Origin of the sequence: Bacteroides sp. OF03-11BH (assembly GCF_003604005.1) — a bacterium.
Lineage (GTDB): Bacteria > Bacteroidota > Bacteroidia > Bacteroidales > Bacteroidaceae > Bacteroides > Bacteroides ovatus.
Map to the genome: position 1 here is coordinate 177,735 of NZ_QTMW01000008.1, position 23,441 is coordinate 201,175.

General features: G+C 39.9%; 14 protein-coding genes. 3 read left to right on the plus strand and 11 right to left on the minus strand.

Annotation, left to right across the window (positions count from 1 at the left end):
- Positions 1–85: 85 nt before the first annotated feature.
- From DXA54_RS08515 to DXA54_RS08565, 11 genes are all read right to left on the minus strand, one after another.
- A complete protein-coding gene (locus tag DXA54_RS08515) occupies positions 86–1,972 on the minus strand; it encodes a YgiQ family radical SAM protein (RefSeq protein WP_004312022.1) in 1,887 nt (628 codons plus the stop codon).
- A 106-nt stretch (positions 1,973–2,078) separates the two neighbouring features.
- Positions 2,079–2,303 carry a sulfurtransferase TusA family protein gene (locus DXA54_RS08520; protein ID WP_004306023.1) on the minus strand — a complete coding sequence of 75 codons (225 nt, stop codon included), beginning with the start codon at positions 2,301–2,303 and terminating at the stop codon, positions 2,079–2,081.
- Positions 2,303–2,620 (minus strand): hypothetical protein, encoded by a 318-nt coding sequence (locus tag DXA54_RS08525; protein ID WP_120079218.1) that lies wholly within the window; start codon positions 2,618–2,620, stop codon positions 2,303–2,305. The genes DXA54_RS08520 and DXA54_RS08525 overlap by 1 nt, the downstream gene beginning before the upstream one ends.
- 79 nt (positions 2,621–2,699) lie before the next feature.
- Positions 2,700–5,609 (minus strand): xanthan lyase, encoded by a 2,910-nt coding sequence (locus DXA54_RS08530; RefSeq protein WP_120079240.1) that lies wholly within the window; start codon positions 5,607–5,609, stop codon positions 2,700–2,702.
- A gap of 195 nt (positions 5,610–5,804) precedes the next feature.
- On the minus strand, positions 5,805–7,796 hold the full coding sequence (locus DXA54_RS08535) for a glucosamine-6-phosphate deaminase (RefSeq protein ID WP_004297369.1): 1,992 nt from the start codon (positions 7,794–7,796) through the stop codon (positions 5,805–5,807).
- A gap of 148 nt (positions 7,797–7,944) precedes the next feature.
- Entirely contained in the window at positions 7,945–8,721 is a 777-nt protein-coding gene (locus DXA54_RS08540; RefSeq protein ID WP_120079220.1) for an amidohydrolase, read from the minus strand.
- Between the two features lie 106 nt (positions 8,722–8,827).
- A complete protein-coding gene (locus DXA54_RS08545; protein WP_074637366.1) occupies positions 8,828–9,382 on the minus strand; it encodes a 1-acyl-sn-glycerol-3-phosphate acyltransferase in 555 nt (184 codons plus the stop codon).
- Positions 9,383–9,390: 8 nt separating this feature from the next.
- Positions 9,391–9,660 carry a hypothetical protein gene (locus DXA54_RS08550; protein WP_120079222.1) on the minus strand — a complete coding sequence of 90 codons (270 nt, stop codon included), beginning with the start codon at positions 9,658–9,660 and terminating at the stop codon, positions 9,391–9,393.
- A gap of 207 nt (positions 9,661–9,867) precedes the next feature.
- Positions 9,868–11,625, minus strand: a complete 1,758-nt coding sequence (locus tag DXA54_RS08555; RefSeq protein ID WP_074637364.1) for a family 43 glycosylhydrolase — start codon at positions 11,623–11,625, stop codon at positions 9,868–9,870.
- A 41-nt stretch (positions 11,626–11,666) separates the two neighbouring features.
- Positions 11,667–13,151 carry a family 43 glycosylhydrolase gene (locus tag DXA54_RS08560; protein ID WP_081352690.1) on the minus strand — a complete coding sequence of 495 codons (1,485 nt, stop codon included), beginning with the start codon at positions 13,149–13,151 and terminating at the stop codon, positions 11,667–11,669.
- A 3-nt stretch (positions 13,152–13,154) separates the two neighbouring features.
- A complete protein-coding gene (locus DXA54_RS08565; RefSeq protein ID WP_120079224.1) occupies positions 13,155–14,609 on the minus strand; it encodes a carbohydrate binding domain-containing protein in 1,455 nt (484 codons plus the stop codon).
- A 282-nt stretch (positions 14,610–14,891) separates the two neighbouring features.
- On the opposite strand from DXA54_RS08565, the gene DXA54_RS08570 reads away from it, so the two are divergent.
- From DXA54_RS08570 to DXA54_RS08580, 3 genes are all read left to right on the plus strand, one after another.
- Positions 14,892–18,944, plus strand: coding sequence for a hybrid sensor histidine kinase/response regulator transcription factor (locus tag DXA54_RS08570; protein ID WP_120079226.1), 4,053 nt, complete (start codon positions 14,892–14,894; stop codon positions 18,942–18,944).
- Positions 18,945–19,087: 143 nt separating this feature from the next.
- Positions 19,088–20,371, plus strand: coding sequence for a hypothetical protein (locus tag DXA54_RS08575; RefSeq protein ID WP_120079228.1), 1,284 nt, complete (start codon positions 19,088–19,090; stop codon positions 20,369–20,371).
- A gap of 21 nt (positions 20,372–20,392) precedes the next feature.
- On the plus strand, positions 20,393–23,245 hold the full coding sequence (locus tag DXA54_RS08580; RefSeq protein WP_243647643.1) for a hypothetical protein: 2,853 nt from the start codon (positions 20,393–20,395) through the stop codon (positions 23,243–23,245).
- Positions 23,246–23,441 lie beyond the last annotated feature (196 nt).

Genomic DNA, 23,441 nt, shown 5'->3' on the forward strand with positions numbered 1-23,441 from the left:
CGCTAACTTAAAAGTAGCCAATAAGATCACAAGTTATAATTGATTCATAATCATGCCTTATGCTTGATTTATAATTTATTTCATTCTATCTTTTTCCTTTCCCTCTTTCCATGTCCTTTCTTTTTCCGTATAACTTGTCTATCAAATCTGAACGTCCGATACGTCTCAACTCATTGATGATGTTTTTTCGTTCTTCCGGTTTGTACCAGAAAAAGAATTGGCGTTGTGCAAGTTTCTCCCGTTGGGTTTTGGCACTGAATATCGGTTCTAGCGTGTATGGATGGAATCCGCTATACCAGGCTTCGGTAGCCACTGTCATCGGAGTAGGAGTGAAGTCCTGCACTTGTTCCAGGTGGAAGTCCAGACGTTTGGTGATAACGGCAAGTTCCGCCATGTCTTCTTCATTGCATCCGGGATGCGAAGAGATAAAATACGGAATCAGTTGTTGACGCAGATTTTCTTCCCGGTTAATGCGGTCGAATATCTTTTTGAATGTTTCAAATTGCTCAAAAGAAGGTTTGCGCATTATAGATAATACCCGGTCACTGGTATGCTCCGGAGCCACTTTTAACCGGCCACTCACATGATTGACTATCAATTCACGGGTATATTCGGCAGTGCTACGGTTGGTAGTTTCATCTTTGCTTTGATGAAGTAACAGGTCATAGCGTACACCGCTACCGATAAACGATTTTTTGATTCCGGACAAGGCATCTACTGCACGGTAAATATCCAGTAGGGGACGATGATCTGTATTTAGATTCGGGCAAACTTTCGGGTGAATACATGACGGTCGTTTGCACTTCTTGCAAATAGCTTCATCTTTCCCTTTCATCTGATACATATTAGCGGAAGGACCGCCCAAATCACTTAAATATCCTTTGAAATCGGGTAATTGAATAACCTCTTTTACCTCTTTCAGTATAGACTCTTTGCTTCGACTGACAATAAACTTTCCCTGATGGGCGGAAATGGTACAGAATGCACAACCACCAAAACATCCCCGATGAATGTTGATGGAAAATTTAATCATATCGTATGCCGGAATCCGTTTTCCTTTATATTTGGGGTGAGGCAGACGGGTATATGGTAAATCAAACGAATGATCGAGGTCTTTCTGGCTCATCGGAGGATAGGGAGGATTGACTACGACTATCTTATTCCCTACTGCTTGTGTGATTCGTGAAGCCGAATATTTGTTGGATTCTTCTTCGATATGTCGGAAGTTACTAGCCTGTTTCTTTTTATCTGCCAAACATTCTTCGTGTGAATAAAGTTGAAGGTCATCTTCGGCAGATGTCCATTCTGTTGCACGACAAAGATAGGCTGTCTGGGGCACAGATCCGATAATTGTTCTAAATTTGCTACTTGTCAGTACAGGTTCTTCAGTGGTGAGCAGGCTTTTCATATTTTTCACCAGGTCTGCAAGAGGCTTTTCTCCCATTCCGTAGATGAGCAGATCTGCTCCGCTGTCGCACAAAATACTCTTTTGTACTTTGTCCTGCCAATAATCGTAATGACTCAATCGCCTTAAACTAGCTTCGATTCCTCCAATGACTACCGGAACATCCGGAAAAAGTTTCTTTAGTATCTGGCTGTAAACTGTAGAAGGATAGTCCGGGCGCATATCCGGTCGGCCGTCCGGAGTATAAGCATCTTCACTGCGTAGGCGTTTGTTGGCGGTATATTTATTAACCATTGAGTCCATGCATCCGCCGGAGATACCGAAGAATAGCCGTGGACGTCCCAACTTCTTGAAGTCGCGCAGGTCGTCACGCCAGTTAGGTTGGGGAACGATGGCTATTTTCAAACCTTCCGCTTCGAGAATGCGTCCGATAACGGCAGCACCAAAAGAAGGATGATCCACATAAGCATCAGCACTGAATAGAACGACATCCAATTCATTCCATCCGCGAAGTTCAACTTCTTTTTTGGTAGTGGGTAACCAGTCGGTCAATCGATATTCTTTCATGCTGCAAAGATACGGATAATAAAAAACATCCCAATGATTTTTTTATTCATTGAGATGTTTAACTTCAATCATCAGGATGTTTTCTTCCAATCATTGGAGTGTTTTCTTAAAACTTCCCGTTGATTGTGAACTGTAATGTCATTTGTTCTCCGTCATAGATTTCACGGAAGCCGATACCTTGCTCGGACAGATATTCCTTTAGATCCTGAAACGCATCAGCATGGTTCATGATAATCTCTATCGTTTCACCCGGAGAGGCAGTGCACATCGCTTTTATTGCAGGAATCAGCGGACTGTATGCTGTTATTCCGCAGGTATCTACCGTAATCATTATTCCTCCTCTTCTTCCACTTCCGGACTGGAGAGCCAGGTAAGATAAAGCTTGATGAGCTGTTGCAAGCCGAATGCCTTCATATTATTGTGATAAATCACGTCAATACAAAGGTCCAGCAAGTCTTTACTGTCTTCCTCCTGACTGGCGATAAGGGAGCGGATATTAAGTTTCAACTTATCCAGAACTGCTTCATCTACAATACCGGTACTGTCGATAAGATGACGGAACAGAGCATATTTTTCAATCGTTCTCAAGTTTTCATTAGATACTTCTATGCTGCGTGTACCGCTGGGATTTGCTTGTATAGTATACATTGTTTTTTAGTTTTAAAGGTTATTATAGTAGCAAAGATAGAATTTAAAATGAGAAACGGATTAAAAAAAAGGATATTTTTTATTTTTGAGTAAAGAATCCCAGAATGCCTGCCATAATGGTTGCCCGGTCTGCTTCGGACTGGATACTTTCAAAAGGAAAGCCCAATACAAAAGTACGGTAGTTTCCTTTGTAGGCAATACCTGCACTCTGATTGCCGGGTGCATACGTAAATACGGGGAAAGCAGTATCTACGGGAACAATACAATCGGCAGCAGGTACAGCATAACTGCTTTCATTAGGCAGACGTGGGATTGTAATAGTACGGCCCAATCCTTTAATCTGATTCGAACTCTTATCCGTCAGGCTACCTTGATAACCATATTTCAGTATTTTCTCCGTAAACTCCCGGTTTCCTTGTGTTCCACTCATATCACTTCCTACATAAGCACCACTGACAAACAGGTTACCTCCCGCTTGGCAATAACTGGTCATAATCCGTTGCATAGCCGAAGAGAATGTCTTGTAATATGCTTTACTTGCAGGATCTTCTTTTTCCAGTCCCAAAATATAATTTACCACCGGATAATCTTCTAATGTAACCAATCCGTTCTCTACTGCTTCGTCGCTGCATGATACGAAACTATATTTTCCGGCTGCCTGAATTGCTTTTCCGTGAATAAAAGGATAGTCGAACGTGTTTCCTGCAATTTTCATTCCTTCTAATTCGTTTCCGCTATGTCCCAGGCTGCCTTTTCCTTCTTTACCGGCTTGTGTACGGTCGAAGCCGGTTTGTGCTCCGCAAAATGAAATATTCGATATATACGGAACGCCGGGATCTTGCATTAGATCGAATCCAGCTTTATCAGAAGTGTTAACGACCGCCGGACCGCTGATTCTGTCAAAGCCATTAATGATTAATACTTTTTCCTGTTCACGTTTGGCTTTATAAGCGGAGAGGATTTCAGAAGGAAAACTTTCTCCACCCCGGTTTACAGCAGTTACTTTGAATGAATAAACAAGTCCCGGTTCTATCTTAACGGTGTGGGACGTTTTGCTGACTAAAGTGCCATTGTCAAAACCTCCATAACCGATGCGGGTATATATAATGTATTCCCGTGGTCGTGCAGTCGGTTCTTGCGGATCGTCTTCGCCTTTCCATGAAAGTTCTAATGTATTCTTTTTCTTTCCGAATTGAATGGCGAAATTGCTCACAGGTAGAGGCTGAACTATGTATTCTTTATCATGCTGGCTGGTTATGAACTGCAAAATACCTTTGTAAATGGCACGTCCCACTGTAAATTTAAAGTTCGGATCATGTCCTAACTGCATATCTGCGAAGTTCTGGTGAGAGAGTAATTCAATAATCGTAGAAGGCGTAGCCGGAAGACGTGTTTCACTATAATTCCGGTTCCACATGCTGCGGCGTATCCAAGGCAAGCTGTAGCTTGAATAAATATCTTTCTGAATTTGTGTCAGCAGAATGTCTGCCAGATCACGTGAGGCATACCGGTCTGTTCCTGCATTCAGTTTGCCATTATTGAAATCGGTGGTGTAAATGCCGAGTGATCCAATCAGTTCGTCTGTTTTGCTACATCCGGCGTCACTGTGCAATGCCATCGTCATTTCCAAAGGTACGCCCAGACCCGACTGTTGTGGGTTATAGACGGAACTACCCGATAAATAATTGATAACGTTAGAGCGTGTGTTGATATCGTCTGTATAGTCGTTTTCACCTTTTCGTCCGGCATATACTTCGTATGGCATTCCCGCCCATTGAGCAGAGTAGCGTGCTCCTTCCAAGTAACGCGGTAGCCCACTGATTCTTCCTCCACGGGCAATGTTTCCCATTCCCCCTCCAAAACGTACTGCATCGGCGCATACAACCCCATGTTCGCTGCTCTCGTTGCTAAGTACCACCATGCCGTAGTCGTTGTTCCCTTTATCGAATTCAAAAGTTCCGAGGTAAACCCATGTGCCTCCACCTATTTTCTGATTAACTTTAAATTCGGTTACTCCTCCGTTGTGGAATACCAGATATTTGGCGTCGCTTACACTGTTGGGCAATGTCTGGTAGGAAACATAAACTGCATACTTGCCTGTTGCCGGTAGAGTAGGCACCCATTCGGCAAATACCTGGTCTTTATTCTTCTTTTTCTTTCTCTCTGTTGGAATAAAACGACAGGTCCCGTCAGTGAAAGGATTTTCTCCATCTTTATAGATTGTTTTCTTTTGAGCAAACCCTCTTACCGGAGCATTTGTCCAATTAGTCTTTTTACCACCCACTTCCAAATAAAGAGAAGCGTTGGGAGTATCATTATCTACGATGATTTCATTCTTTTGTGTATCCCGTTCGCGGGGAGTATAGACAATCGCTCCTGCATTTTCCAGCATTGGAATTACATAAGGAAGGACAAAAGATTGAGTGAACATATCTTCTGTGGTGCAGAATAATCGGGGACGTTGCCATCCCCATTCGTTTTTATCATTTTTGAAATAGTTGCCGTGGCTTTGCCAGATTGCAATGTGGCGGTCTTGCAGTCCACGTGAAATTTCATTGGGGCGTGAAATGTTTTTCACCCAGGGAGCCCCTTTATAATCTACATTCAAAGATAGCCGTTCCTTATCCTTTTTCTTGTTCCGGTAGAAATTAGGTACCAAATCTTCAATAGGTTTCCCATCCGCATAAATGGTGAGCTGGTAATAATGAACAGGTCCCGGAAGCAATTCTTTAACTTGATTATAAATGTTTTCTACAGTTTCCGGACGGAAAGGCTGGTAGGCGAAACTCTCCGATGCATAGATTGCAATCGTCTTACGGTCGTAATTAATATCGAAGCTATTCAGTTTAGGAGTGCTGATTTTGGCTGTTGCGGTATATTGGTTGAAGTAATCCGTCAGCCGCTCTTTTACATTTCTTTCAATATCCTGCGCAAAAAGAAAAGTTGCACAGAATGTAAGGCCTAGAAAAAATACTATTATTTTCTTCATACTTGTTGCTTTTTTTGCTAAACGCAGATTATCACGGATTATCGCAGATTGTTTTATTCTATTTTTCTTTGCGAAAATCTGCGTTAATCCGCGTTTAATTCTCCCCGCAAAAATAAACAAAAAAGAGCGAGAAGTATCGAAACTTCCCACTCTTCTTTCATTGTTTTATATTCTCTTAATTAAGAATGATTACTCTTATAATGGAACATATTCTACAAATGCTTCCATTGCTTCGTAAGAAGCCAGTCCCAACTGATCGTACAAAGTAGCTGTACCACGGTTACGATCCTCACTACGTTGCCAGAACAAACGTTCGTCGTTACCCAGGAACGGAGCACTTTCCATTTGCGACTGATGTTTCAGGATAGAGTTACGTTTTGCACGAAGTTCTTCCGGACTGATAGGCACTGCCATTTCAATATTCTCGATTTCCCATTCAGCCCACGCACCACGGTACATCCAGATACGACAGTCTTTTAGCCATTTGGCACCTTCTTCTTTTTCAAGATCGACAGCAGCAAATACAGCGTCTGTACATACACGGTGAGTTCCATGTGGGTCGGCTAAGTCACCAGCAACAAAAATCTGGTGAGGTTTTATTTCACGGAGCAAGTTGCGTACAATTTCTACGTCTGCTTCACTGATTGGGTTTTTCTGAATCTTACCTGTTTCATAGAATGGCAGATCGAGGAAGTGGCAACGTTCCAGCGGTATATTATTATAAGTACAAGCTGTACGGGCTTCACCACGACGAATCAGACCTTTGATAGTCAGAATATCACGACTGTCCATATCACCGTCTTTCTTCTCCTTCAGGAAATTGCGTATTTCTATATATTTTTCATTGATAACCAAATCTTCGCTATTATTGAAGAGTTGATTGAATCCATTGATAAAATGCATGAAACGAACTACTTCTTCGTCACCTACGGCGATATTACCGGAAGTTTCGTAAGCTACGTGTACTTCGTGCTTTTGTTCTACCAAACGGCGAAGCGTACCACCCATTGAAATAACATCATCATCCGGATGCGGAGAGAAGATGACCACACGTTTCGGATACGGTTTTGCGCGTTCCGGACGATAGGTATCATCAGCATTAGGCTTACCGCCCGGCCATCCGGTAATGGTGTGCTGCAAATCATTGAAGATTTTGATATTTACATTGTACGCAGAACCGTAAAGTGCCAGAAGTTCACTCAAACCGTTTTCGTTATAGTCTTTATTTGTCAACTTCAAAATCGGTTTGCCGGTCAACTGACACAACCAAACGATTGCACTGCGGATTAATTTATCATTCCATTCGCAAGAAGTGACTAACCACGGACGTTGGATACGTGTCAGGTTCATAGCGGCTGAAAGATCAAGAGCTACATGTGCATTATTGTGAGTTTGCAGATAAGAAGCAGGAATTGTGTCAGTGATCGGACCTTCCACACACTCTTTAATCATAGCTGCTTTGTTTTCACCCCATGCAAGCAGATAAACTTTCTTTGCGCCAAGAATAGTAGCTACTCCCATTGTAATGGAGCTGATCGGCGTATTATCCAGCGTTCCGAAAATCTTGGATGCCTCGTTTCGTGATGCATTATCTAACAAAATCAGACGAGTGGTAGAATTCAGTCGGGAACCCGGTTCGTTGAACGCAATGTTACCTACACGACCAATCCCTAACAAAGCAATATCAATACCTCCGAAGCTTTCAATGCGTTGTTCATACAGACGGCAATATTCGAAGATGGTATCTTTGGCAATGCTTCCATCGGGAGTGAATATATTCTGCTTGTCAATGTCGATGTGATCCAGCAGCATACTCTTCAAAGCATTGAAGTTACTGTTGATTGCATCGGGAGACAACGGATAATACTCATACATATTAAATACGATCACATTGCGGAAGCTAAGTCCCTCTTCCTTATGCATACGGATAAGCTCGGTATATACGTGGCTGGGTGAATCTCCTCCAGGAAGAGCCAATACACAGAAACGTCCTGCCTTTTGTTTTTCGCGGATGGTTTGTGCTATTTCGCGCGCAATATAGTTAGCACCTTCTTCTACGGATTCGTAGATGTCCGTAGGGATTTTTTCGAGTCTTGTCAAGACTGATTTTTCAAATGCATTCTCCGGTCTGTAGTATCTGGGGGAGACCCGGTGGAGACTGATTTGAGAACTAAGATTTGTTTTCATAAAGTTGTTAATTAAGTTATGTAAGATTAGCGTCCTTACGACTGTATTTTCACGACAAAGATACAAAAGAAGTCTATATAATTAACTACCGAGTTCTAGGTATTGTTGCTGCAAGAATCTGTTTTTAACATTTGTTATTTTGCCAATGTTACAGATGGAATTCGTCTGCATCTTTCCATACCGGGAACTTCTCTCTGAATTGGTTGAGAGTGTTCAGATTAAGACTCACAGTAGCTATTCCTTCCTTTTCATCTGGAAATGAGCCGATTTCTTCTCCGAAAGCAGAATAAACTCTACTTCCTCCATTATATGTAAGCTGATATCCGTCTATACCCACCCTGTTGACACCGCATACATAGCATTGATTTTCCAAAGCACGCGCCCGGAGCAGAGTGTCCCAAACCAGACGGCGGGGGATAGGCCAGTTGGCTACATATATTAAAAGGTCGTACTCGTTGTTTACGTTCCGGCTCCATACGGGAAAACGGAGATCATAGCAAACCAACAGGCAGATATTCCATCCACGATAGGGGATGATAAGTCGTTTATCACCGGCCGAAAAATGTTCTGCTTCCCTTCCCATACGAAACAGGTGACGTTTGTCATAATAGAATTCTTCTCCTTCCGGTGTCAGGAAGAAGGCCCGATTATAGAACTGGTCGTTCTCAGTTGCTATATAGCTTCCACAAATGGCTAGCTGAAATTGGGCAGCCCATTGTTTGAGTGTTGTAATGGTTGCTCCGGAGTTCGGCTCTGCCAGCATTTTACTCTGCATGCTGAATCCGGTGGAAAACATCTCCGGTAAAACAACAATCTCCGTTATTCCACGAAGACTTTGCAGCTTTTCGTGGAGTAAACGGAGATTTTCTTGTTTATTTTCCCAAACAATATCGGTTTGTATGATGGAAATACGGATAGACTCCATACTAACTAAGTATTAGGTTTTAAGTATTAAGTATTATACCATGCGCTCAAATATGTATGTTGTAAGCTACGATTAATACTTAATACTGGATACTTAATAATTGAATTTAAAGCTCTCCAAGAGCAAAATTCTCCGGATGTTTTCCTTTGAAATCCTTGAAATAAAGTTTGATTTCTTTCATGTCCTTATTAATATCTCCTGACGGCATGATGGCTTTCGTTGCAGAGATTGTTTTCTTGCTGTAATCAATACCAATCAGCACGATAGGAACCTGGGCTTTCAAGGCTATAAAATAAAAGCCTTTTTTCCAGTTTGGATTCGCTTTGCGGGTTCCCTCGGGAGTGATAGCCAAATTAAACTTTTTATATTCAGCAAAATTATGAACCATCTGATCTACTAGCGACGTTTTTCGACCGCGATCAACGGGAATTCCGCCAACTGCTCTGAAAAAAACGCCAAGCGGAAAGAAAAACCATTCTTTTTTCATCATGAAACTTGTCTTACGGCCTATAGCACCATAAAATAGTTTTCCAATAAATAAATCAAGGTTTGTTGTGTGTGGAGCGGCACATATCACGCATTTATCATAATTAGGTACCGTAACGTTTGTCTTCCACCCTAACAGGCGGTAATAGATAAAGCTATAAATTGCTTTTTTCATTTCTGCTTTTAGTTCAATTTTCCGATAGCTTCAATAATCTCGTTAATCTTTGCATTAAAGTCTGCACGGAATTTCTTATAAAAACCTTTCACGTTGCCCGGTTCTGTGTGGCTGATACGAGTAACAAACTCATCCTGCATTTTCAGTACCTCTGCCATCAGTTCATCAGCTTTCGCTTTGTTCGTACCGGGGATGAACATGCTGTTGATTAAACACTCGGTGAATAATTCTCCTGCGATATAGTTTACGTTCTTTTTGAGTTCTCTTCTACTTGCCATAATCTTTATATTTAATGGTGAATAATAAAAAAATACTTGCGGTAAAGATAGGCACTTTCTTTGATTTGGGCGAATAATGGCGGGAAAAAATGAAAAGTAAGAGGCTTTTAATATCTTTTATATGTATATAAACAAAAGCCGGTTAACTGCTTAAAACAGTTGACCGGCTTTGACTACTAAATTACTTTCCTAACAAAGTTATCTAACTTACTGTGGAGTCCCAAAAGCTGCAAACTCGTAAATACCATCTGCCCACATGGCAGAATTGCCTTTATGTACATTCACAACACCGTATACTCTCAAACGCAAATATCTGTAAGATGCAGGATCTTCAATGTTTAAGATCAGAAATCCTACTTGCCAGTTTTGTCTACCATCCACAAGCATTTTATAACTCTTTCCATCTGTACTTCCTTCAATCGTATATTTGTAGGCAGCTTCAGAACCATTGACCAGTCTTGTAGAAAGGTTAATCTCTGAAATACGAGCATTCTTCTGCATGTCTACAGCTAATATATAAGGAGTACCTGTTGCTGCATTAGAACTTTTCTGAAAAAAGGCTGACGATTCCAAGGAGGCTCCGTCGGTTATGCAATCTGCCTTAGCTCCTTTTGCTCCGGAAACAGTAGACGTAGCAGGAGAATTTAATGTTAGATTTTTGCCATTCTGCACCGGAATGATACCGTATTTATCATTAAATTCCAGATATCTGTAATAATCCATCGACGCGTATCCCTGATTGAAGGCAGCGATGGATATTCTTGGGAAATTACCATCCGGGGTCTTATGTTCCCGTTGTGCTCCCCAATGATAACTCCATACTCCGCAACTTGTTCCCACCATACTAATTCTGTTGAATTGTGCATCAAAAGTGGAGTTATTGCCAATCTCTCTCATGGGTGTCCATTCACCGCCTAAATCGGTAGTAGCTGTATATACAGTTTGACTCGGATACCATCCTGAAGCCTTTGAACTGAAGAAATAATACTCTCCATCTTTTTTGATGATGGCGGGTGTCTCTCTGTGTAACCCTTTACATATTGTATTTACTAATGAAACAGGTTTGGTCCAGGAATTATCCAATTTATAGATATTTATATCACTATTCATATTGGTAGCGGAAAGAAGATACGCCGTATTGTCATCGTCAATGAAAAGTGACTGATCTCTGGACTCATGTCCTAATGGCCGCTCCATTGTACCTACTTCAAGCTTGCCTTTAGGAGTAATCTGTGCCAAATAGATTTTGGCTGCACTGTATCCTTCTTCATCTTCGTAATGTGCGGATAGTATGACTTTACCCGTCTTGGGATTATGCCGGAAAGCAATACCTTCAAAATTTACATTTGGATAAAAAGCCAGTTCACGAGGAGTACTCCAACTTCCGTCAAGTCCTGTTGGGGAATAACTTTCAGAGGCCATCCAACCTTTAAGTGATTGTCCATCCACATTCTTTTCTGTATTTTCTATCTTGTAGGAATAGTAGAGATTGCCAATTTTCATTCCTTGAGGTTTATTTGTAGAACCTTTACTAATGTACTTTCCATTCAGATTATCGTAAACCTCGACTTCACCGACTGGTGTAAATGTAGTAGCTTGTTGGGAAATTGCTGTTCCCACTTTCTTTCCGTCTTTAAACGCTTCTACGTGATACGTAAAAGTTTTGCCAACTGCCAGATCATAATCATCGTACGTATTCCCTTTAGCTTCTCCAATAAATTCTCCGTCCCGATATACTTTGTAAAGATCGGCATCTTCCCGTTGCATCCAGTTCAACTTTACATTTCTGGCCTCTTTTTCGCCTGCGAGTTTAAAAGTTGTGGCCGTTATTGCCCAAGTTTCAGTAGTCTCTCCTGTTTTTGTATCTTCCGGTTGTGCTGCAAAAGAGGAAAATACCGGCAACCCACATAAACATATGAATATAAATGCAAGATAAAGCTTCTTTTGTTGACTTCTAATGTTCATAATACAACTATTTAGTTACTATTTGAAATATGGATAAAAAGCTATTTAGCTCCCATCAGTTTTAGATTGTTGGCTCTGTAGGTAGCTGAAAACAAATCGGCTTCCTTGTATTTGTACTTACTTGAATCGAAATATACAGCAAAATCCTGCATTAGTTTTTTTGAATATTCAGTGAGATACAGGTTGGTTCCGTTGAATGTATTCGAGCCGGAAACGGTAATATACTTTTTATCTTTGACATTCTGTATCTGATAATAACCATCTTCCTGCAGATTGAACATCCAACATTGGGTATCGTCTTTCTTTTCAGAATTCAGACGTAAAGTGCCAAATAGTGACTCCAGGAACTTCCCGGTTTTTATATCCTTTAATTTGTATACATTGGGAGTTCCCGTTTTGATAAACTCGAAATTCAAATTAATATCATCATCGTCATCTGCTATGGTGAATCCATTGGTGGGCTTTGATACCAGGCGGTCAGATATTTTTTCCAATAAAGAATAGATATTCCCGGAAATAATACTTTCTGCCCGTTTGTAACGATACATAGTGTTGAATACACTCAAATCCCATGCATCATACCATTTTACAACCGGGTATCCTGAACGCATGCTGATAGGTAACCATACAAAATGAGATTTTCCCGGATCATTCCGGTTCCAACGATCCCCCATGTAGATAAATGCTTTATCTTTATCAGGCAGTTGGAAGACGTAGTTGCTTTGTGAGTTGTAGGTTACTTGTTTCAGTTTATCAACTGCAAAATTCACTCCCGTGGTCCATTCTCCTAAGATATTATAGGTATAGGCAGATCTTCCCGGATTCGGGTCCCATCCTGTACAACCGGAAAACAATCCATAATATACATCACCTACCTTAAAGATAGAGGCTGCTTCGTATTTAAGTTCATTCAGAATCTTGATTTCGGTGGGAGTAGGTTCCAAAAAATCATCTCTCAGCAAAGCTATATTAGTATTTGTGTTCATGTCGGTAGAACAGAAATGATACGCTTTGCCATCTGTATCTACAAATAAAGTCTGGTCGCGTGATTCGTTTTTATTAGGACGAAATGTTTTATATAGCGTGTATGGACCTTCTATTTTATCACTGGTCGCTACACAGACCCGTGCTGCACTGTAATCACTATTACTACTTTCCCAATGACTCCACATTACCCATTTATTAGTTTTGGGGTTGAAGATAACTTTGGGGCGTTCGAACAGGCGGCCGTGAGAGATATCGTTTAAATCTTCTTTGGCTTCTCCAGTCGTTTTCAAAGAAAGGCCGAGACGTTTCCAGTTGTACAAGTCTTTAGATTGATAACAACTCACTCCGTTTGACACAAATCCGGTACGGTCTTCTCCGAACCAATAGTAAGTGCCTTTATTAAATACCACACATCCACCATGGGCATTGATTTGTTCTCCATTCACATCATTCCACAAAACACCCGGACTTATCTGGGTGTTCTGTGAAAAAACGGACACACATGAGAATATAAAGCAGATAAATAAGATATTTCTCATAATTTATTCTTCGATGTTGATAGTTATTTCAGGTTGTGCGGGTGCATAACTACCAGATTCATCTATAGTGAAATATTCCACATTAGCTGTATTATCCATAAAACCGAATTTAGGGGAATATATGCATGATACACCAGTCAATTTGGTATTATCTACACGGATAGATCCGATGTCATTTCCCCATCCGCCACGTCCTACGCTGAAGATTACTCGTATTTGTTTGCAATCGGGTGATGTGGTATAGTCCATAGAGTAAGTTTCCCAGTCTTTGCTTGCTATTTCTGTGACAATTCTCTTCTCCGTGTCCTGTACCTCTTCAATAGTCATCTTTCCGGTAAGTGTACCTTCTTTTTCAGCAATACCTCCTTTCAGTAAAGCTGATAAAGTGTATGTTTCATTAGGAGCGACATTTACTACTTGTGCCAGAGTACCGTCACTCCATCCGCTTGCCCATTTGTAAGGTCTGATTTCAAAAACATGGTTATCAATATCCTGCTCATTATCCAGTTCTTCGGGGAGAATGTACTGCTCCGAATTCCAACGGTCATTGACAACAACGTCCCATCCTTCGATATGAGTCGTTAGCTTACTGTCAGGATCCACTTCAAATTCTCCCTCAAATCCCGGATTCTTCAAAAGATTCTCTACCGGTTCACCGATTCCGGCAGTAAAGTAAGGTTGTGGAGCATAATCCTTGATGCGTACAGAATCTACGGGAACTCCATCTCTGAAGATGAAAGCACGATTATCGGGAGTTATGGCAAAACGGTAAGTATGAGCCTGTCCGTCGTTATTGTAAAACTTGCCTTTTCCACCTTCTTTTCCGCTAGTGGCTGGATTACTAATAGCTTTCTGGTAGTTATTGTATATGCCTATCTCGGAAGAATTAAAATACGCTTTGAATCCGTATCCTTTTTCATTAACGAAATAAGGATAAAAGTTCTGTTCCGTATCATCGGTTTTTATTCTGAATTCGATAGTGTATCCTTTAGAACCTGGGGTAAATGGTTTCGTAAATTCTGAATCTTTTCCGCCTTTATAAGTTGGCGACTTAGAAATGTCCTTTACGGGAAGTGCGGTACCATATCCTTTTACTTTCACATACGAACGTGTGTCTCCACTTCTTAATACAAGTTTACCTTCAGTCAGAATCTTCGTACTATTCAAAGTTACAGTTACTTTTTGTTTTCCCGTATTAGCCGGTATCACGGCAGGAGATACAGTGAAGCCATTAGGTGCAGTTATTTTAATTTCTTTTCCAGGTAAAGCCGCAGAATTAACAAAAAGTGAGACAGATTCATTGGTTCCATTAATGGTTAATTGCGGCAAGTTGGTGTCTACGGACACTTCTTCCGTATCCTTTTTGTCGTCCTTGGGTAGAGCTGCGTAAGTTGCCGTTACACTGGTCGTCAATAACACCATCGATAAGAACATGATTTTTACATACTTCTTTTTCATGATATTGAAATGTTTGATAAATTAGTTATTCAGTAATTAATTGTTTCTGATTGCAAATTTGATGAAAGATATTCAGATAAGAGTTCTATTATAATTCAAATACGTTTGATTTTAAATAATGTGTTTCGCAAGGGATAAGAATCGTTCAGTAAGGTTCAAAAATCATTCATATATGCTTTCTCTAGTGGGTAGTTAACATATTTTAAGATCTTAGTCTGCTATTACAGCTAAATTTTGTTTTAATATTGCATTAGAAAACGAATCTAAATATTCAATACTACTATGAACTATACAATTCGATATTATATACTATTCTTTCTTCTTCCTGTTTTTTCATGTGTTTTTGCTCAACAGATGTCCGTGACCACCTTGCCATTGAATAATTATTTGCCTTCCAGTTCTGTTCTGCGTGTTCACTGTGATAAGGAAGGTTTTTTGTGGTTGGGAACAAAAGATGGATTGTGCCGCTATGATGCTTATCGCATACAGACTTTCCGTTCCGGTCTAAAGACGCCGAATTTATTGACAAACAATGAAATTACCTGCATTGCAGAAGATGATAAGGGGTTTTTGTACATAGGCACTAAAAAAGGTCTGAATATACTGAATAAACAAACTTATCAGATAATCCCAGTTGAACATAACGATCTTAAAGATCAGGAAATCCGGACAATGATAGTCGACAGTAAAGGATGGCTTTGGATAGGTACACTAACTTCTGTTTTTCGTTGTTCCAGTGATTTTTCTTTTTGCAAAAAGTATGATGCATCTTTGCCCGTTACCAGCGTAAATTCTATTTATGAAGATTTGGATAAGAATATTTGGGTTACCTTGTGGCAAAGAGGACTTCATAAATATGATTCAGAGAAAGATTCATTCGTAAGCCTGCCTAAAATAGGACTCTGGGATAATCCGTTTAAAGTATTTCAGGATGACAAGAGACAACATTGGGTGCTGACTTGGGAAAGTGGTATATATCTGTTTTATCCCGAAGAGAAGCAGGAAATGATGTATAATCATGTTATTGTAGAGAATGAGAACAAATGGGATGAGAGTGGCTGTTTTAGCATTGTTCAGGACGATAAGTATGGATATATCTGGATTGTGTCTACGCAAGGACTTTATGCGCTTCAGAAACGTCCGGGAGATATGGTTAGTAATGTTGATATTTCCCATATATCCTCTAAGTTGAATAATATTTTTAGTGAGATAGTAAAAGATGCATTTGGCAACCTGTGGATTGCTGCTTTTAATGAAGGAGTGTCTATGATTGATCTGAATAAGCCCTTTGTTCAGAACAACTCACTTCCAACTATTCGAAAAAAGACAGGATTTAATGCTAATGTGAAAAATATATACGAAGATGAAGATGGTGATTTGTGGATTAATCAAAACCGTTGGGGAGTAGGGATTCTTAAACCCAATTCAACAGATATCCAGTTTCATACGGATATCCCTTCACTCAAAGGAATATCAAATTTGAAAAATATAAGTTGTATAGCACCTGTTTCTTCTCTTCATGAAGTTTGGTTAGGAACTGAATATGATTCTGAAATTTATAGGGTGAAGAAAGAAAAGGGTAAAATGCAATTACTCGGAATTTTGGATTTAAAGAAATGTATGACAGAGAATCCGGGAGATCCATATTTGTTCTATGAAGATAGTAAACGTAACTTTTGGATTATAACTACCGCTGGCATATTGGTAAAACCTGTAGGAAAGAAAGATATTCAAGATACGCATATCGTATTGAAAGATATAACTGGAATTGGAGAGGGTAAAGACACTACCCTATGGATCAGCACCAAAAAGCAGGGCGTATATACCGCTGTGATTCCTCCTCAATTAAAGTTCGAGAAATCAAGCTTAAAGAATCTGACTTCCGAGACGAATGGTTTGATGAGTAATAATATCACTGCCATTTGTGTAGATGATAAAGGATTAATATGGTTAGGCAGTGAAGAAGGCAGTATCTTTACTTATGATTCTCAAAAGAAGAAAGTAACAGATTTGTCGAATGTGTTTGATATGCTCGAAGAAAGCATCTTCAATATTGTAACTGATCGGTTAGGACATATATGGATTTCTACTAACAAACGTATTATAGAATATGAACCGAAAAATGGAGGTATCATGGACTATTCTACTATGGATGATATATTAGTGAATTCCTTTATGCCGAATTCCTACTTTATAAGCCGTTCAGGTAGAATGCTTTATGGTGGTAATCGGGGGATCACAGCATTTACTCCTTATGAACGTTTATCTGAACATCCCCAGAATATCAAGACAATGATAGCAGATGTGAAAATTGACGGAATGTCTGCCCTTTTGGAGAAGAACAATAATCGTTTTGATTTGAGTAATCAGAGTATAATACTGAATTCTGGAGATAAAAATATCGAAATAGATTTTTCCTCTTTGAATTATGCTTTCCCGGATAAGATAAAATACGCCTATAAAATGGAAGGAGTAGATGATAACTGGGTTTATGTCAAAGGTGACCGGCAATTTGCTTTTTACAATCAGCTACCCAAGGGAAAACGGACTTTTTATCTGAAAGCGACAGATGTGAATGGTTTATGGAGTGAGTATATATCTAAAATTTCGGTATATAAACAACCTGCTTTTTATGAAACATGGTGGGCATATACACTGTATGCCGTCTTTATAATTATATGCATTTATCTTTTTTATCGAAGAATGCAAAAGCGCATGCAATTGCGGCATGAACTAAAAATCGCACAGATAGACAGGGAGAAATCAGAAGAATTGGTACAAACGAAATTGCGCTATTTTACGAATATCTCTCATGACCTGCTGACTCCTCTTACTATTATCACCTGTTTGGTTGATGATGCCGAACTGATTAGTGGAGAGCGGATTCCGCAATTGAATATGATTCGGTCGAATGTAAATAAACTGAAGCGTCTACTACAACAGATTCTTGATTTCCGTAAGGTAGAAAGTGGAAATATGAAATTATCACTATCTCAAGGTGATATTATTCCGTTTGTATCAGATGTTTGCAGTGTGAATTTTGCACCTTTAATGAAGAAGAAAAAGCAGACTTTTGTGTTTTCGGTTGAAGAGGAAACACTGATAGCCTGTTTTGATGCGGATAAAGTAGATAAGATTGTGTCTAATCTTTTATCTAATGCCTGCAAACATACGGATGCCGGTGGTGAGATAAAACTGATGATGAAATCCTATCAGGTTTCCGGGCATCGTCGTCTATGTATTCAAGTGTCGGATACAGGTGAGGGTATTGCTTCAGAAGAGTTGGAAAATATTTTTGCCAGGTTCTATACAGCCCATAAGAAAGATGGAAGCGAGTCCAACGGCATAGGACTGTCATTGACAAAAGACTTGGTAGAACTACATCACGGCAGTATTAAAGTAGAAAGTGAATTGGGCAAAGGAAGCATTTTTACTGTAGATTTTCCTATTGATAAGGATAGTTACAAAGAAAATGAGTTTGCCGTAGAGAAAGTGAAAGAAAAGAAAGACGAAGTCATATTAGGTGGTGTGGATTTGGATGAATCTGAAGAAACAGAGATGGGTACACATCAAACCAATGAACATCATTTGTTATTGGTGGAGGATAATGAAGAATTATTATATCTCATGAAACGGATTCTATCCCGGAATTATCATGTACTGATCGCGAAGAACGGAATCGAAGCTTTAGAAATAGTGAAGGAGAATGAAATAGATATAGTCATCAGTGACGTGATGATGCCCGAAATGGATGGCTTGGAATTATGCCGGAATTTAAAGTCCGATTTAGAAACCAGCCATATTCCGGTGATCTTATTGACTGCAAAAAATACGGTGGAAGATAGGGTTGAATGTTATAATGCCGGAGCTGATGGATATATTGCAAAACCTTTCGAATTAAAAATACTCGAAGCGCGTATTAATAATTTTATAAACCATAAACGCAGCAAACAGGAAGAATTCCGTTCCAATGCAGATGCGCAGATTGATGCGTTGGAAACCTCGGTTGTCGATAAAGAATTCTTTGATAAAGTAGTTTCCGTGATTGAAACGAATATTTCCGAAGGTGATTTTGATGTTGTTCAACTGGCAGATGCGTTAGCGGTCTCCAAATCTTCCCTTTATAGAAAGATGAAAGTTGCTACAGGATTATCCCCGATTGAGTTTATTCGGAATATTAGATTAAAGCACGGCAGCCAGTTGCTGAAAAACAGGTCCATATCAGTAGCAGAGGTTGCCTATGAATGTGGATTTTCTAACCCTAAATATTTTGCTACTTGTTTTAAGGATGAATTTGGGGTGACTCCGAAAGAATATCAGAAAACATTAAAATGAAAAGAATAATCTCTTCAAACATTTTCTCTAAGTGATTATGCGCTGAATTTGAACCCATTTGGTTGATTTCAGTACCTCTGTTTTAAAAAAAAGGCTCACTTTTGTCTTTCAATAAGCGAGTCTTAATTTAAATTTCTATATAAATGAAAAACAGAATTTTTATGCTAATCATTTGTCTGGCTTTAGTTTCTTCAGGGAATGCAGCACGACTTATGAATGAAAATCCATTGATTATTTCTACAACAGAAGACTTGGTTGCTTTTGCTAAATCAGTGAATGGGGGAGACTCTTTTCGAGGTAAAACGGTGAAATTGTCTGCGGACATTTGGCTAAATGACACGACAGGTTGGAAAAAATGGGATCGACAAACTAAATTAAAGTTCTGGACTCCGATTGGTACATCGCAAACTCCTTTTGAAGGTACTTTTGATGGAGACGGACACTATATTGCCGGACTGTTTATGAAAGCCGGTTCCGAAACTTTCTGCCAAGGTCTTTTTGGCTTTTTGAGGAGAGCAGTAGTAAAGAATACCCGTATTTGTTTTTCCCACATTATTGCCTATAATTATGTAGGTGCTTTGGCCGGTCATATTTCTTTTAATACTCAAATCTTGAATTGTTCAAACGAGAGCATTGTAGAAAACGACCGTAATTTTTCCGGAGGGCTGATAGGTTTTTCTTCCGGGCAAAACCGTATCATCGGATGTCGTAATTACGGTAGAGTGTACGGTCATCGTTGTGTAGGAGGAATTGTGGGCTATTTTGAAGGCGGGTCTATCTACAATTCCTTTAATAGAGGAGATATTGTCGGACGTTACGAGCATGTAGGCGGTATTATAGGTGAATTTTCCGAACCTTATCAAAAGTCAGTTAAAGACACGGGATTGAAAGAACTTCCCAATGACACTGTAGCCAATTGTTACAATACAGGAACAATAATGGCAAGAGATGTAGCCGGGGGTATTGCCGGACATATTAATCTACATTCTATTCAAGTCTCCACATGGAAGGTGGTTTTTGCCAATAATTATAGTGCCGGGAAAATCCATACCATATATCCTGTTGTGACTGACGGACTCGTAGGTGTATATGCTTATTTTGCTGATCCTGATAATTTGATTATACCATCCGTTGACCGTATCAACCGGGATGGTGCTGCATGTTATTGGAGTGAAGAATCCTGCAAAATGAACACACTTAGGAAGCCACGTTTCGAAGGAAACAAACTTCGCACGGATTCTTGGAATAAAATAATGTACGGGACAATGAAAATACCTGATTCTTTCAGATATTTCAGTGCGGATGAGATGAAGCAGCAGTCATTTGTCGATTTGCTTAATAAGTGGGTAGACAAGAAAGAAGTCTTTTCTCGATGGAGTCTGGATAAAAAAAATGTAAATAGTGGATTTCCTGTTTTTATAAACTAAAACAACACATACACACAAGTCATGACGAAAAATAATATTCTATTGATATTAATTCTGCTTGTAATCGGAGCAGTGAAGGGATATGGACAAACCGGAAAGTTTGATAAGGATTCATTGACGAGTCGTTTCCTATCTCAATTAAGTATATTTCCACAAGAAAAAGTCTATTTACATACAGATAAAGGAACCTATTTGGCAGGCGATACTTTGTGGTTCCGGTCTTATATCGTAGATGCTGCATTGCACAAGCCTTTATGTGATAAATATATATATGTAGAGTTGGTAAATCCGCTGGATTCTATAATATCACAGGCACTGGTACGTTCGGATAATGGAATCTATCAAGGTTATTTGTTTTTGGCTCGTGAACTGGCCGATGGAGAATATACACTGCGTGCTTATTCCCGTTATATGCTGAAAAATGCAAATGAATGTATTTTCAGACGTCCCATTCGGATAGTGACTGTTTCCTGGAATAGAGTAGGTATGAAGTCTCTTTCCCATAACAATTCCAAAACGCCAGATCTGGCACTCACATTCACAACAGGAGATAAGCTGATGATGCTTAGTCAGGCAGAGATGTCGACAAAGAATAGGTCGGATCTTTCATTGAAACTGTCTGATATAAAAAATGGGTTTACGATAGAATGGGACAAAAATGATTGGAAAGGAAATACATCCTGGCTTTTGTCCATGAAAGATACTGATGATAATGTGTATCGTCGTTATCTGCCGGTGAGTACCCGGAATGAAGATTATGATGTAACATTCTATCCTGAAGGAGGCTACCTGTTAAACGGACAAGATTGCCGCATTGCTTTTAAAGCGATGGGGCATACGGGAAATGCGGCGGATATCAGTTTGGATATCGTGGATGAAACCGGAGAGGTCGTTTCTTCGGCTCGTACACTTCATGAAGGAATGGGACTGTTTGTTTTGACTCCCGAAGCGGGTAAATCTTATATAGCTAAATGTGAGGATGAGTTCGGACGGAATAAAACATTCAAACTGCCAGCTGTTGATACAAAGGCTTTATATGGCTTGAGAGTTGATACACAACGTGAAAATTTTCACATCTCTTTATTATCTGTTGCAGACGTGTCTGTGGAACCTCTTTATTTAGTAGCTCACGTTCGTGGAATCATTATAGCATCGGAAGAATGGAAAGAACCTCAAAAGAAATTCCTGTTCCCCAAGCAATATTTCCCCGCGGGTGTCGTGCAGTTTGTACTGCTGAACAAAGATGGAAAAGTTTTGAGTGAGCGTTTGGCATTTTCTGATTCCTATTTTTCTACAGTCTGTAATCTGTCAGTCAATGGATCTCTCACACAGAAAAGGGAGGCCGTATCGGTGAACGTTGGCCTTCTGAATGCTGATAGTCAACCTTTGAAAGGGAATTATTCCGTATCAGTGATCGACAGTAAATTTGCGGCAGCCGATTCCAGTATCAGCATCCTTTCTCATTTATTGCTGACATCCGAACTAAAGGGGATTATACAGTCACCCGGATTTTATTTCAAGAAAGAAAGTTCGGCGACTCGAAACAGTCTGGATTTGCTTATGATGACACAAGGTTGGCGGCGGTATGAATTACCCGAAGTCATTCTGGGGAAATATAAAACGCCCGCATTGGAAAAACATTCTGAAATGGCAATACAAGGACGTGCCGTAACAGCCGGAGGACTTTTAACAAAGTCGAATGGTGAACATATGGTTTCTATTTCGGGAACAGGTAGCCTGAAAGGTTTTCAGCAGTACACCTCTACCGATAAGAACGGTTACTTCTGCTTTGACAGTATTGCTTATGTCGATGGAAGTGGCTTCCACATCAGTGCAGTACAGTTGAAAGCCAAAAGAACAGGGAAGATTGAACTGTTTGACTGGGAATCTCCCAAAGATTTACCGCTTTATCCGCAACTCCCGTTGGAGGATGATTCTGTACGTAATGTACAGAAAGCAGATGTGGAGATGATGACCCGCTTGGACAATTTGCATTTCATGTTGCAGGATATTATTGTCAGAGCGCCGATGTGGGGAAGTCGTGATTATCGTGTGTTTACAGACAGAGAAATGGTACGCTATAAAGATATGCGCACTCTGTTAAAATCGCAGGGATTGACTATTTCTACCCTGGCAGAGGAGCCGGAAGATATACGGACACGGCTAAAAGCAGATGAAACACTAGCGGTCAGAGATACATCGTCACTAAGTGGATATGAGTCGGATGCGGTGGAAAGTAAGTCTTCACGCTCGTCGGATATGGTAGAAGAAATGATATATTACGGTAATCAACGGATATTATTATTTGTAGACGATAATTTTTGTAAACCGGATATTCTGGTGAGTTGGATTAACCCCGGTGATGTGGAGAGTATGACATTGGTTAAAGACGTTGACCGGGACCGGGCAAATGCTCTGTTGCGTGGAACATTGAAATGGAGTGAAAAATATTATTTGAATACGGGTCGTGATTTATGCCATGCCTACTGTCGTATTCCTTTCAGCCAGGAAAAGATTGCCATATTGAACGTGACGACAAAAGACGGTTTTGACTCCCGTTGTTTAGGATGGTGGTCGAAGTATTATGATGATATCCAGCAAAGAAATATGCAGAATACCACATTCTATCCTTTAGGCTATCAAAAACCAGTCGAATTCTATTCACCTAAATATGATACGGCGGCAGGAAAGAATAATGAGATACCCGATTTGCGTACCACTCTTTATTGGAGTCCGAGATTGATAACAGATGAACAGGGTAATGCTGCCTTTTCGTTCTATACATCCGATCAGCCGGGGAATTATTTTCTGAATATAGAAGGAATAGCAGATAATGGTGAACTGGTTCATGTCATAAAACCGTTGATGCGTTGATGAAGAATGAATAAAAAGAATAAATATGATTGGAGCAAATAAAGTGGCTTGAATCATATTTATACCTTTTTGAATGATTTTTGGTCATATAGCGTTCAGAAACCGTCTGGTGCGTAAAATGCTTTAATTTTGAACCTTTCTGAATCAAAATAGAACATGTATTGAGAAAAATATGCTTTCATTTGCAGTGAGAGTT